The following is an 11,625-nucleotide window of genomic DNA, read 5'->3' as shown; positions in this document are numbered from 1 at the left end:
TAAAGTACAGTTTACAAGGGACTACACAGGGTAGGTATCTGACGGGAGGAGTTCCGCCCGTCAGATTTTCCATGTGATGTTCAAGCTGTCGTTTGTAGCGGCTATGGTGGTAATCATCAAGTCCACCACCCGCCGCTTGTCGTCAAAGGATACATTCTCCCAAGTGTCGAGGTAGCCGGAAATTTGGCTGACCTGTTCCGGGCTGATGGCTTCCACCGTCAGCTCCGCTATCCTCGCCAGAAGTTCCTGCTTGCGTCCGTCCAGTTCCGCTATCTTCACATTCACATAGGAGAGCAGAACATTGTTTGCACCCGTCAGACTGTCCACCAGCTTTTCAATCTCGCTGTCCACATGGAGAAGTTCCACTTGCAGGGCGGCAATTTTCGGGTTTGCCTTTGCCGCTTTCTTCCTGCCCGTCAGCGTCTTGTGCTTTTCCAGCTTTTTCACCATCTGCTGATAAACAACCGCTTCCAGTTCGGAAGTGATGATTTTCCCACAGCCCGGACAACTCTTGTTATCCAGCCGTTTCGTGCAGCGGAGATATTGCCTGCCGGACGGATTGAAGATACTCATAAGCGCATATCCGCAATTCCCGCATTTGATTTTTCCCGCCAGCCATGTGTGGGTGGCTTTCCGGGCAGACTGGATTTTCATGTTGTTCATCAGCTTCTTGCGGCAGGCCAGCCATATATCCGCCGGGACAATGCCCTCATGGGGAGCCAGTACCAGCATTTGGTCTTTCAAGTCGTTCTTTTTGCTGGGCTTCACATCTCGCCCTTGATACAGATAGCAGCCGTTCATGCCAGTAAAATCGGCAGCGTCATTGACAATGACTGTCCCTTGACTTTTGAAAAACTCGTACACATCAAGGTCTGCCTGCACATAGACAGGATTTCGTAACATCTGCGCCAGCGTGGGGCGTATCAGCTCTTTGCCGTTGAATAAAATCCCCTGTTCGGCAAAGTACCGGGTAATGTCCCCGTAGGAGGTAGTGGGCTGGGCGTACATCTCAAACATCAGCCGGATATTTGCCGCTTCGTCTGGATTTACCACCAGCTTTTTTGTGTTGATACCGTCCATCTTGATCGGCTCTGTATGGAAGCCATAAGGGGCTTTCCCACCCATCTTGAAACCTCGCTGGCTGCGGGAATAGTAAGCGTCCGTTACTCGCTTCTGTATGGTTTCCCTTTCAAGCTGGGCGAACACGATACAGATATTCAACATCGCCCGCCCCATCGGGGTGGAGGTATCAAATTTTTCCGTAGAGGACACAAACTCCACATTGTACTGCTGAAACAGCTCCATCATGTTGGCAAAGTCCAGAATGGAACGGCTGATACGGTCGAGCTTGTAAACCACGACCTTTGCAATTAAGCCCTGCTTGATGTCCCGCACCAGTTCTTGAAACTTCGGACGGTCTGTGTTCTTGCCGCTGTACCCTTTGTCTGTGTATTCCTTGCAGTTACCGCCTTTCAACTCGTATTTGCAAAATTCAATCTGGCTTTCAATGGAAATGCTGTCCTTTTTGTCTACCGATTGTCTTGCATAGATTGCGTCTATTCGATTATTCATATTGTCGCTCCTTTTCTTAAAAAAGAAACGGAGCTGCTGACAGTTTTATTATACCGCCAGCAGCCCCGCAAATCAACGATGGCTTCGGAAAATCTTATGCCCCGGCTTCCTCACTCTGCCGCTTGTCGGCATACTTGCGGAACACCTCATAAAGCTGCTGTTCCAGCTCCCGGCGTTTTGCCGCTTCCTGCTCCGGCGTGAACACCGGGGAGAGATTTTCCAGCGTGATTTCCTTTCCCTGAAAAGTCACGACTTCGGTTTCTTTCTTGTATCTGATATGCTCCATAGTACCTCCGTATTTAATTTTCAAAGTGCAGTGCCGCCATGCTGCGGCGTGAAATGTTTTCTGCCATCAATCACCGTTCCCTTGTGTGTCGCTGCTGCCGTTTCAGCTCTGCCAGCACCTCCGGCGGGATACGGTCTACCAGCCGCTGAATGTCTTTCAGCTCGCTTTTCAGCTTTGCCCGTTCCATCGTATCTTTCATCTTGCCTTTTTCACTGGCTTTTGCCCTTGCTTCCAGCTTTTCATTTTCCGCTAACAGGTCATTGATTGTGACCTTGTATTTTTTCAACTGCCCGGAGAAATTCCCCATCTGTGGGAACCACTTTTTCAGCATGGAGAGGGCTTCCTCTTTTTTCTTTCCGGCATTCAGCGGGTTAATGCCGTCCAGCGTGGCTTCAATGGCTCTTGCCTGTTTGGATAGATTGACCGCCTGCTTGAACAGACGGGTGGGGATATGCTTTCTGCCTGTCTTGCTGGCACTTTCCCCACGCTCCAAGTCAGGATATTTCTCCACCATATAGGCGTGAAAATCGTCCTGCCATTTTGTGAGGTTGGCTCTGTTCCCTATAATCTCCTTTGCACACAGGCGGTTGTCCTCTGTCAGCGGGACAAAGACCAAATGCAGGTGGGGTGTTTTCTCGTCCATGTGTACCACTGCCGACACGATATTCTCCCGGCCTACCCGCCCGATTAAGAAATCAGCCGCCCTCTGGAAAAATTCCTGTATCTCCTTTGGGGGCTTCTTCTTGAAAAACTCCGGGCTGGCGGTAATCAGCGTATCCACAAACCGGGTACTATCCTTACGGGTGCGGCAGCCAGCCTGTTCAATGCGGCTTTTAATGAAGTGGTAGTACCTGTCCGACCGCTTAACGATGTGGAAATTGTACTTGCTCCGGCTGGTGTCAATATCCGGGTTGCTGGCATACTGCTCTTTCTGCCGTTCGTGATGGGCTTCCAGCGGTCTTGCCGGATTGCCCTTGTGTTTTTCAAATCGCAAAAATGCGTGTTGTGCCATTCTGCTCCTTTCCCCATCCCTTTCCTATCCGGGGTTTTCCACAGGAAAAATCTCACAGGAATTAGCTCGGATAGGATTGGAATGGAATAGATATAAATAAAATCGTTTTAATCTCTGTATTTCTATATACCGTCCGATTTTCGTACTTCAAGAGGATTGATTATCGTACTTGTGGAGTGCGGTTTTCAGTCCTCCGGCGTTCCATAACCGGATTTCTTGAAGTCGGTGTTTGAAACCGCTTCATAGGATTTTGGATAAATGCGGTTGGGTTTTCCACAGCCCTGCTTCTGGATCTCCACCAATCCGGCATATTGCAGTTCCCGCAGGGTGTTGACCGCTTTCTGCCGCCCGCAGTGGAGCAGCTCCACCACCTCGTAGATTGGGTAATACAGGTAAATCCGCCCGTACTCGTCCGCCCAGCCGTTTTTTCGGGATAGGTCTGTCCGGCGCAGGATAAAGGCATACAATATCTTTGCCTCGTTGGACAGGGGTGTGAATGTGGGGGCTTCAAAAAGGAAATTCGGAAGCCGGGTAAAGCTGACCGCCTTTTCCGGCTGATGGATATAGATTGTGTTTGTCATATCGTGTTTTGTGGACGGTTAGAAGCCCGTTTTTGGGGGTAGACGGTAGTTTCTATTGCCTGCCCCTGTTCTTTGTTTGCAAAGCCTTGTAAATCAAGGACTTTTCAGCCCCTAACTGTCCACACAAGACCTCCTTTTCCGTTCACTTTCTGTTTTCTGCCGCCTGTGAACTCTGGCGGCGCAGTCGGGACAGTATTTCGCTCGGTTGGACTTTGGGACGAACACTCTGCCGCAGACCGCACAGCGTTTCAAGTCCTTATCCCGGAAAATTTCCGCTTCCAGCGTCCCGATTTGCGGTAAGACCGACCAGCGGAACCACTTACAGCAGACCGAGAAAGAAATGGTCTGGGGGCAGGTGTGGGTATCCCCATCGTCAAGGAGCATACAGTTCCCGTCCTCATAACAGCAGCACTCCCGGCGGATCAGGGCGTTTGCCTGCTTCCTCTGTGCCGGGGTCATGCGGCAGAGGGTACCGTCCGGCTTGCGCTCTATGGGCGGCAGTCGTTTATATGGGTTCTCTCTCATGTGTTCCCTCCATTTTTCCTTAGCCGTTCTCTCCGAAAAGGCTTCCTGCCTCATTCCTGCGGCGTGTTCCGGCGTTGGCACGCTCCCCACAGATTCGGGACAAGTTGTCCCGAAGTGACCTCTGGACAAAGTGTCCAGAAATTGGCTCCTTGCGGTGCTTCCCTTGCCGGGGTATTCCTTTTCGGACGGTCATTTGGTTTTCAAGGTGCAGCTCATCGATGAACTACCACAAGTCTACACTTTTTCGACCGCCTGTGCCGTATATCCATAAGGTAGGAAATCACCTCGGAAAACTCGCTATTTCCACGCTCTCGGAATTGTGGTAGAATAGAAAAAGAATAATGCGAGGTGATAGAGATGGATAAGTTGGAGTTATTTTCAAAGTGCTTAAATTTAGTAGAGGGCAGGGAAAATCCTGAGAGTTGGTGGGGTTGGTGGAACGAACACGAATCCGAAGTGGAAAAACTATTGAACCACGGCGAGTTTTTGAAGTTAAAACCCCGGTCGCATGGATTTTCTTGGGTACCAGTATTTGGTAGCCAAAAGGGAGCCATCACTATTCTGGAGAAGAACGGAATAGCGTTTGAAATTAGCAATCTCTATCAAGAACGGTATCTGGAGGAATTGGACGCTTACTGTAAGGAACAGAAACGAGTACAACGGGAAAAGCAAAAGAAATTCAAGGCACAGCACCCAGAATGGTTTACTCAATACCCTAAGTTCTCAAAAATGTTGGCAAAAGTCTTGGACTCCTCTGATGAAATAAAATCTGCTGCAACTGTGGAGAAGATTGTAGAGATAGAAAAGAAATTAGGATTTATTCTCCCAACACAAGTTCGGGAATTTTTTCTCATAACTGAGGGAGTTAATGTATCTACAGGTTTGAGTATCAGCTTATCCCAGCTCTTTAATCTAACTATTCACGAGGAGCATTATTGTGTACTAGGCGAATTTTGGAAAGAGGCTGACGGAGATTTACTCCTACTTCGCCCCGGCGAAGAAACTGTCTGGTACTATGCCCATGAGCAAGACAAAGTAAAATTTTTGCGGAATACCATGTATGAATTGTTAGAAAAAGAGTTAGTGAATTATCTGCGAGAAAATTAAAAATATTTTTGACTATCAAGCAGACAAGGAGGGGGAGCATGGAACTATCCATACAAGAACGATTGAAAGACCTTCGTGTGGAGCGTGGGTTGACGCTGGAACAGCTTGCGGAGCAGACGCACCTCTCCAAGTCTGCGTTGGGCAGTTATGAGGGGGATAATTTCAAGGACATCAGCCATTATGCCCTTATTGAGTTGGCAAAGTTTTATGAAGTGACTGTTGATTATCTGCTGGGGCGTTCTCAAACAAAAAATCACCCAAACGCCGATCTTGCAGAACTGCGTTTGAGTGATGATATGATTGAACTGCTGAAAAGCGGGCTGATGGACAATTCTCTCTTGTGTGAACTGGCGACACACCCGGATTTTCCCCGGCTCATGGCTGACCTTGAAATCTATGTGAACGGCGTGGCGGTGAAGCAGGTGCAGGCCGCAAACGCCATAGTAGATACCATGAGCGCAACGATTATGAAGCAGCACAATCCCGGCCTGACTGACCCGCAGTTACGGCAGCTTGTCACCGCCCATATTGACGATGACAGCTTTTGCCGCTATGTGATACAGCAGGACATAAACAAGATAGCCCTCGACCTGCGGGAAACACATAAGGACGATTTTTTCAGCGTCCCGGAGGATAACCCACTGGAAGATTTTTTGCAGACCGCCGAGGAAACCGCCAAAGAGGGTAGCGACCCGGAGCAAGCGTCGCTGGCGTTTATCTGCAAGCGGCTCAAGCTGAACTACGGGAAGCTGTCGGAAGAAGAAAGAAAGTGGCTGAAAAGGATTGCGCAGAAGTCGGACTTGCTGAAAAATCCAAATCCACAGCGGGGACGGAAGTAGAGAACAATAAATAAGAATTTACAGGAGGAAAATCAATGGAGAACTTGATTAAGTTTTTAGAAGATAAGATAACGGATAAAATGTCTGTGGAAGAAATAGTTGATGTTTTTGAGCAGATGTGCAGCACACCGCTTGAAGAAGATATGGTTTTATTTGAAACCGGAACATTTACTGCTTTTTCAAAAGAACCATTTTTTCAAATTTCATTAGTTCGACAGTTTTCAAATGATGATGAAGAGTTTTATCAAATCCATGTAGTCATCTTGTATAAGCCAACCGCTGAAAATAAAATTTTCAGCGAAACAACATGGGACGAAGATTTAGACGAAAATATATTTGACTATATCAGAAAATCAGCGTCGTTTGCTTATGCAAGAAATCATGAATACATCGAGGTAAAAATATATATGGACGAAACTTAACTTCTCATTTATCAGGGAGATAGCAAAGCCCTAAAATGGCTTCCCCGCCCATTCCAATTTTGAGAGAAAAATCTGTTTGCTTTTTTGTGAGTGTGTCCACAAGTTCGGGACATTTTGTCCCGAAGTCCGGCGTGGGATAAGGGACGGGGGCTTTCATATACGCCCTGTCTGCTGACGAAACCAGCCCTGCGCTTGCGGCTCCACGACACGCAATCACAGCCCTGTTTTCCTGCTGCTTCAAATGCCCTTGCCCGACCCGGCGGCAACCTCATTTTCGCAGCAACGCCGACAGAGCGTATAACACACTACACTTTGCAAGCAAAGTCGTGTGCCAAGGGGCAAGCCCCTTTGGAAACCCCGGACAACAAAACAGGCTGAATATCTCGCACTTTTTCGGTGCTTGATACTCAGCCTTTATTTGTTGTCAGCAGCCCCCGTTTCGTGGTCTGCGTGTAGTTCCTTGTAAACTGACCTAACGAGTGGCATAAATATCAGCTTGTTTTATTTGAATTTTATGTGTCCAAACGACACTCGCGTAGTTTTGCCGGACAATATCTAGCAATACTTGATACTCGTTTGTGTTATCGCTCATGAAAGCCTCCCTATATTACGAGAAATCTAAATATTGTGGAATTTGGAATCTCATTCCACATCTTATTGTGTTTTCATCAGCACATCACTTTTGCAACGAAATGTCAAATACTCCTATGATATGAAAAATGCACCCGTTCATTTGAGCGGGTGCATCTGTGTAACTACGGCAGCAAATTGGTTTGCTGAACTGGAAGACTTTCAAGAATATGCGTTTTCATAATGGTGCTGCCTGCGTACATTTCATACTTAATTCCACTGGCTGCTGCCATCTCCAGCGCGGCCTCCTTCTTTGCCTGCACGACAACATCATCGATTTTGTTGTCGCCTTTCACCTCAATCAGTTGGTAAGTGCCGTCCTTCATTTTAGCGAGGAAGTCAGGATAATACTGCCGGATACGACCTGATTCAGGATCATAGTAGTATACGGAGAGATCACCTTGGTTCGAGGTGAACATTCCGGTAAAGTACACTTCCTGTACCTTATCACTCTTGATATATTGGAAGAAGCATTCCTTTTCGGGAAGCGAATCAAAGCAGTATGTATCCGCATGGAAGCTCTTGAGCACTTCATCTGGCGTAAATCCGGGGTATTTATTCGTAATCACGAGATCATCCTTTGCGGAGAACTCATAATACGCTGCATCCTTCGGCTCACGGAGCAGTACAACATCTCTATCTTCTGTCTTCTGAATTGCGGTCACATCAAACAGTGCATGGAAAATTGTCGGGATGATAGTGTAATACAAGATATCTGCATGACTTCGTCCTAAAGAACTTTTTCCTTTATCAGACGATCACTACAGCGAAACAAAGTGGGCAGAGCATAAAAAGTTGGTGTGCAGAGAATTCTTCTTTATCATCATACATGCCGCATAAGAGCGGCAAAAATTTTTCTGACAGGTTCAGTATAATCCTTAAAGTTGACTTCAGGTCAAGAGCTTTTTTGAATTTATAACAGTCGTGTCGAAAGACATCCCGTCTGAGGGCAAAGCGAAGGTTTTGCTCTTCAGGCGGGATTTTTTTGCTTTTTGAGACTGTTGTATACAATATATAGACTAAGAGGGTGGGTGACTTGGACTACGAGTCCATAAACTTTTGCTCGAAAGTACGATACACTATTGTCACGGCAGCGGCCCAGCTCCGAAAGGGAGCGGGAGCCGCAGCCGGGCGGACCTTGAAAATTGAATATGCAGCTTCAGGTACTTCCAGATAATGATACTTCCGTAATTCGCGGCCCGGTCATAAAGAAGACGGGGTGGCCGAGAGGCCAATGAAGTTGTGCAAATCCAACACCTGAATGTTTCCCTTTCTCAGGGGTGCCGGGGGCAAATTAAGAGAAACCATACAAAACCTTTTCCAAACGCCGTTCGAGGGTAACTACGGACGGCGTTTTTATATATCAGCGAAAAGGAGTACGCAAATGAACCGTAAGACCACAAAAAAGGTGGATCACGTCGAATGCCGGTGTGGAATTTGCCTATGACGGCATCCGGGCACCCTGGAAAATCTACTGCATCGAAACGGCATACGAGCTGTACAAACAGTATGGCTGTGAGCGCTACGTCGAGATGCTTCACATCATCAACGAGGCGTGGAAGGGCAATGTAGACGCCTACCTTGCCGGTGTGATCCGGGGTGTGGCCCGCTTCATCTCCGTATACGAGGGCGAGTACAGCCGGGAGCGCCTGGTGCAGCAGCTGGCAAGGACACATCCGAAAACCATCACGCAGCTGGCTCAGAAAGACACCGGAAGTTCTGCAAACCGCCACATGCGGCAGATTCTTCGCATCTATAACGGTGCCAGCCGTGAGATGAGCCTGCCGCTGAAAAACTGACAGTTTCGTTTTACCTCCTGAACAACAGCCGTCGTGGTATCCGTCTGCGGCGGCTGTTTCTTACATAAAAAGGAGGTTGATTTTTATGTTACCGAACAATTGGAGATATCTCAGAGGGGACATCTACTATGCAGACATGGAGCCGCATATCGGCTCGGAACAGGGCGGAAAACGTCCTGTGGTGGTTCTGCAGAATAACATTGGAAACCGTCATTCGCCTACATTGATCGTTGCAACTGTTACTACCCGGACGGAAAAGAAGAAAAACCAGCCCACCCATGTGCTGGTGGATTCCAACCCTGCCTTTGAAGAACCGTCCATGATTCTTCTGGAGCAGATCTTCACGATCGATAAATCCCGCATCGAACGCTTTATGGGCTATGCCAGCAAGGCTGAAATGCTCCGCATTGATATGGTTTTGCTGGTCAGTCTGGCTCTGAATGTTCTGAGCGGAAACCGCAGCGAATAGCGGACAACCAGTAACCCGTAAAAATGAGGTGATAGCGATGTAACCGGAGGTGAGTGAGCCATGCGAAAGAGTGCCCCCATTGAAGTGGTGGTACATTACCCCAAAACGAAAGAGGGATGGGACGAACTCGGAAAACGGGTCGCAACCGCCCACGCCAACTATGTGATCGAAAAAATCGACCGTCTGAACTGCCCCACATGGCAGAAGCTCGAATTGCTGCAGGCGGTGATCGATACTACCAAAGGAACCTACAAACCCAAAGAACACCAAAAGCCCGGCTGGCAGCCGAGCCGATAAACAAAGCCCCACGCTCAACATATGCTTTTCTGCTCTGACCAGAGACGGTCAGATTCAGAGGCAGTGTTGAGCGTGGGGCTTTTTGCGTTACATAAGTTTTTGGAATTTTGCTGACAAAATAAAATCATTGATTGTTGGCGGCCAATATGGTATTCTTTTTGCAAGGGAAGGTGAAGTGCATGAATCGTCGCAGCGTGAAAATTATGAGAAGAAAAGCCGGGGGAACAGCAGGAAAGAATGCAGAAAAGTATTCGGTCAATCTCCCGGCAGTGTGGCTTCGTGCGATGGGAATCCAGAAAGATAACCGGGTAGAACTTTCTTTTGACGGTGAAAAAATCACCGTCCGACCGCTTGCATCAACAGACTCGGAACTGTTCCGCAGAAATGCAGAACAGAAAGAACATCAGCTGAAAGAATATCGGTATTATGACAGAGATACGTTGTGTACCGTGATTTTGGCAGATTTTACAGCGGAGCAGATCTGCATCGAAAACAAAGTTGACGAAATACTGGATACTGCGTTTGGTGTGAACGAAACGCCCTCATGGGAAGACTTCCTGGCCTTTCTGGCAGACCGATGCATTCCGAAAACACGAAAGGGCTTGGATTACTATCTGGATGCTGTTGGCGTTCCGGAATATGACCCGGTTCTGCTTGTTGAAAAGACGCAGGGAAGAATGGCGGAGGATCACAAATGGCTGGAAATTATTTGACGCTGCATACGGAAAGCAGCTTGAGGTGAATATTGATAGAGCAAGTATCGATACGATCCTCGACAAATATCTGTGCTATTACCCAAAACAGTTCCACTTTTTGCTGAAAGAGCGTATCGAAACCGTCCTGATAGAGCAGCAGAAAAAGCTTTTTGAAAAGTAAAAGCTCTTGCGTCCCGTGAAAAAAGAAGGTAATATAAATACAGAGCAAGACACAGAACGCAGGGAGGGATGAAAACCATGTTTTACGAGATCATGCACCGGGAAAGCTGTGTGGCACAACTCAGCACGACAGGGGAATGCAGGGTCTGCCTCGAGGATTTCATGCCCTATGATCTGGTTCTGGTGGAATCGGATGATTTTGACGAGCGCATCAATAATGTAACGAACTTTTACTATTGGTGCGCCTCCCGGATGTTGACGTTGGATCGCACCTACGCCAAGGAGATCCTGAACAGTATCGGTGCATCTCAGAGTGTTACGGACAGGGAACGAGCACAGATTGCATTATCCTACCATTGTCTGTCTTTGCTGGATGTGTTCTGGGTGAAAGAAGAAAACGAGAAGATTCGATTCGAGGATATCAACCTTTTTGCACACTCCTTAAGCAATGCGCTTGTGGATATTGCGCTGCGGGGGCACCAAATGACGGTGACAAACGCCCATCTTCTGGCAAATGACCTGTCTACGGGCGGCTTGTACCCCAAGGCGTGGGTGCGAAAAGAGGATGGCTTCTATCTTTACAAGGATGGTGGCAGGGAAGCGGTGGAACGTGAAGTGCTGGCAAGCAAAATCTGCCGGTGCTTTGACTGCCATCAGGTACTGTATGAGCAGGGGATGTTTGAAAATGAGCCGGTTTCTATCAGCAAAATCATGACATCTCAGCGATACAGTCTTGTGACCTATGCAGCCTATGACGTCTACTGCACGAACCATGATTGGAACACGCTGGATAAGATCTTAGAGTTGGATGCTCCCAGCTACTATATGATGAACATTCTGGATTATCTGGTGGGCAATACCGACCGTCATTGGGAAAATTGGGGTCTGCTGGTAGACAACGAAACCAATCAGCCCATCCGTCTGCATGACCTGATGGACTTCAACCGGTCGTTTCAGCAGTACGACACGCCAGAAGGCGCAAACTGTCTGACCGTGGGAAAACGCCATCTGAGCCAAAAAGATGCTGCAGTGGAAGCGGTGCGGAACATCGGACTGAACCAAGTTCGTCAGGTGGAGCACGCCGTATTCTCCGGGCATCCGGCATGGAAAGCAACGTTTGAAGAACGACTGCGTGTTTTACGGAACGCCATGTAAGTCAGAGCGAATATCAGAATGATTGAAACAGAATGATTCCATAACGAAAGCCCGTC

15 protein-coding genes are annotated in these 11,625 nt (G+C 48.0%); 8 read left to right on the top strand and 7 right to left on the bottom strand.

All coding sequences use genetic code 11. The features are described 5' to 3' along the window. Positions 1-60: 60 nt before the first annotated feature. The 5 genes from J3353_RS04045 to J3353_RS04025 form a co-directional block, all read right to left on the bottom strand. Positions 61-1,572 carry a recombinase family protein gene (locus tag J3353_RS04045; RefSeq protein WP_055080838.1) on the bottom strand — a complete coding sequence of 504 codons (1,512 nt, stop codon included), beginning with the start codon at positions 1,570-1,572 and terminating at the stop codon, positions 61-63. 94 nt (positions 1,573-1,666) lie between these two features. Then, complete coding sequence (locus J3353_RS04040; protein ID WP_002566025.1) at positions 1,667-1,858, bottom strand: hypothetical protein; 192 nt, start codon at positions 1,856-1,858, stop codon at positions 1,667-1,669. A 70-nt stretch (positions 1,859-1,928) separates the two neighbouring features. Further along, positions 1,929-2,870 carry a MobV family relaxase gene (gene mobV / locus J3353_RS04035; protein ID WP_055080837.1) on the bottom strand — a complete coding sequence of 314 codons (942 nt, stop codon included), beginning with the start codon at positions 2,868-2,870 and terminating at the stop codon, positions 1,929-1,931. 185 nt (positions 2,871-3,055) lie between these two features. Further along, entirely contained in the window at positions 3,056-3,451 is a 396-nt protein-coding gene (locus J3353_RS04030; RefSeq protein WP_055080836.1) for a replication initiator protein A, read from the bottom strand. A 111-nt stretch (positions 3,452-3,562) separates the two neighbouring features. Then, positions 3,563-3,976 carry a cysteine-rich VLP domain-containing protein gene (locus J3353_RS04025; protein ID WP_055081050.1) on the bottom strand — a complete coding sequence of 138 codons (414 nt, stop codon included), beginning with the start codon at positions 3,974-3,976 and terminating at the stop codon, positions 3,563-3,565. A gap of 357 nt (positions 3,977-4,333) precedes the next feature. Between J3353_RS04025 and J3353_RS04020 the strand changes: the two genes are divergently transcribed. From J3353_RS04020 to J3353_RS04010, 3 genes are read left to right on the top strand one after another with little or no spacing between them, the layout of a single operon-like run. Then, a complete protein-coding gene (locus J3353_RS04020) occupies positions 4,334-5,083 on the top strand; it encodes an SMI1/KNR4 family protein (RefSeq protein WP_021750165.1) in 750 nt (249 codons plus the stop codon). A 38-nt stretch (positions 5,084-5,121) separates the two neighbouring features. Beyond that, positions 5,122-5,922: a helix-turn-helix domain-containing protein gene (locus J3353_RS04015; RefSeq protein WP_055080835.1), complete on the top strand. Its 801-nt coding sequence runs from the start codon at positions 5,122-5,124 to the stop codon at positions 5,920-5,922. Between the two features lie 35 nt (positions 5,923-5,957). Next, on the top strand, positions 5,958-6,344 hold the full coding sequence (locus J3353_RS04010; RefSeq protein ID WP_055080834.1) for a hypothetical protein: 387 nt from the start codon (positions 5,958-5,960) through the stop codon (positions 6,342-6,344). A 472-nt stretch (positions 6,345-6,816) separates the two neighbouring features. On the opposite strand, the gene J3353_RS16550 is transcribed toward J3353_RS04010, so the two are convergent. Then, positions 6,817-6,936, bottom strand: coding sequence for a hypothetical protein (locus J3353_RS16550; RefSeq protein WP_370569158.1), 120 nt, complete (start codon positions 6,934-6,936; stop codon positions 6,817-6,819). Positions 6,937-7,099: 163 nt separating this feature from the next. Next, positions 7,100-7,684 (bottom strand): TnsA endonuclease N-terminal domain-containing protein, encoded by a 585-nt coding sequence (locus tag J3353_RS04005; RefSeq protein WP_197039582.1) that lies wholly within the window; start codon positions 7,682-7,684, stop codon positions 7,100-7,102. Positions 7,685-8,386: 702 nt separating this feature from the next. On the opposite strand from J3353_RS04005, the gene J3353_RS04000 reads away from it, so the two are divergent. The 5 genes from J3353_RS04000 (at position 8,387) to J3353_RS03980 (ending at position 11,569) form a co-directional block, all read left to right on the top strand. Further along, a complete protein-coding gene (locus J3353_RS04000) occupies positions 8,387-8,773 on the top strand; it encodes a DUF6551 family protein (protein WP_330220936.1) in 387 nt (128 codons plus the stop codon). 85 nt (positions 8,774-8,858) lie between these two features. Next, positions 8,859-9,242, top strand: a complete 384-nt coding sequence (locus J3353_RS03995; RefSeq protein WP_156074977.1) for a type II toxin-antitoxin system PemK/MazF family toxin — start codon at positions 8,859-8,861, stop codon at positions 9,240-9,242. Between the two features lie 60 nt (positions 9,243-9,302). Beyond that, a complete protein-coding gene (locus J3353_RS03990) occupies positions 9,303-9,539 on the top strand; it encodes a hypothetical protein (protein WP_005922522.1) in 237 nt (78 codons plus the stop codon). A 179-nt stretch (positions 9,540-9,718) separates the two neighbouring features. Next, positions 9,719-10,252 (top strand): AbrB/MazE/SpoVT family DNA-binding domain-containing protein, encoded by a 534-nt coding sequence (locus J3353_RS03985; RefSeq protein ID WP_156074976.1) that lies wholly within the window; start codon positions 9,719-9,721, stop codon positions 10,250-10,252. A 231-nt stretch (positions 10,253-10,483) separates the two neighbouring features. Beyond that, entirely contained in the window at positions 10,484-11,569 is a 1,086-nt protein-coding gene (locus J3353_RS03980; protein ID WP_207684242.1) for a hypothetical protein, read from the top strand. Positions 11,570-11,625 lie beyond the last annotated feature (56 nt).

This window comes from Faecalibacterium sp. Marseille-Q4137, from assembly GCF_017377535.1.
Classification (GTDB): Bacteria; Bacillota; Clostridia; order Oscillospirales; family Ruminococcaceae; genus Faecalibacterium; species Faecalibacterium duncaniae.
Note: the sequence above shows the minus strand (reverse complement) of the source record. Positions and strands in the feature narration are given on the sequence as shown.

Bases quoted from the DNA above. Each gene is read 5' to 3' on its own strand.
- J3353_RS04045 (WP_055080838.1), bottom strand. From the start codon at position 1,572: ATGAATAATCGAATAGACGCAATCTATGCAAGACAATCGGTAGACAAA.
- J3353_RS04040 (WP_002566025.1), bottom strand. From the start codon at position 1,858: ATGGAGCATATCAGATACAAGAAAGAAACCGAAGTCGTGACTTTTCAG.
- mobV (WP_055080837.1), bottom strand. From the start codon at position 2,870: ATGGCACAACACGCATTTTTGCGATTTGAAAAACACAAGGGCAATCCG.
- J3353_RS04030 (WP_055080836.1), bottom strand. From the start codon at position 3,451: ATGACAAACACAATCTATATCCATCAGCCGGAAAAGGCGGTCAGCTTT.
- J3353_RS04025 (WP_055081050.1), bottom strand. From the start codon at position 3,976: ATGAGAGAGAACCCATATAAACGACTGCCGCCCATAGAGCGCAAGCCG.
- J3353_RS04020 (WP_021750165.1), top strand. From the start codon at position 4,334: ATGGATAAGTTGGAGTTATTTTCAAAGTGCTTAAATTTAGTAGAGGGC.
- J3353_RS04015 (WP_055080835.1), top strand. From the start codon at position 5,122: ATGGAACTATCCATACAAGAACGATTGAAAGACCTTCGTGTGGAGCGT.
- J3353_RS04010 (WP_055080834.1), top strand. From the start codon at position 5,958: ATGGAGAACTTGATTAAGTTTTTAGAAGATAAGATAACGGATAAAATG.
- J3353_RS16550 (WP_370569158.1), bottom strand. From the start codon at position 6,936: ATGAGCGATAACACAAACGAGTATCAAGTATTGCTAGATATTGTCCGG.
- J3353_RS03995 (WP_156074977.1), top strand. From the start codon at position 8,859: ATGTTACCGAACAATTGGAGATATCTCAGAGGGGACATCTACTATGCA.
- J3353_RS03990 (WP_005922522.1), top strand. From the start codon at position 9,303: ATGCGAAAGAGTGCCCCCATTGAAGTGGTGGTACATTACCCCAAAACG.
- J3353_RS03985 (WP_156074976.1), top strand. From the start codon at position 9,719: ATGAATCGTCGCAGCGTGAAAATTATGAGAAGAAAAGCCGGGGGAACA.
- J3353_RS03980 (WP_207684242.1), top strand. From the start codon at position 10,484: ATGAAAACCATGTTTTACGAGATCATGCACCGGGAAAGCTGTGTGGCA.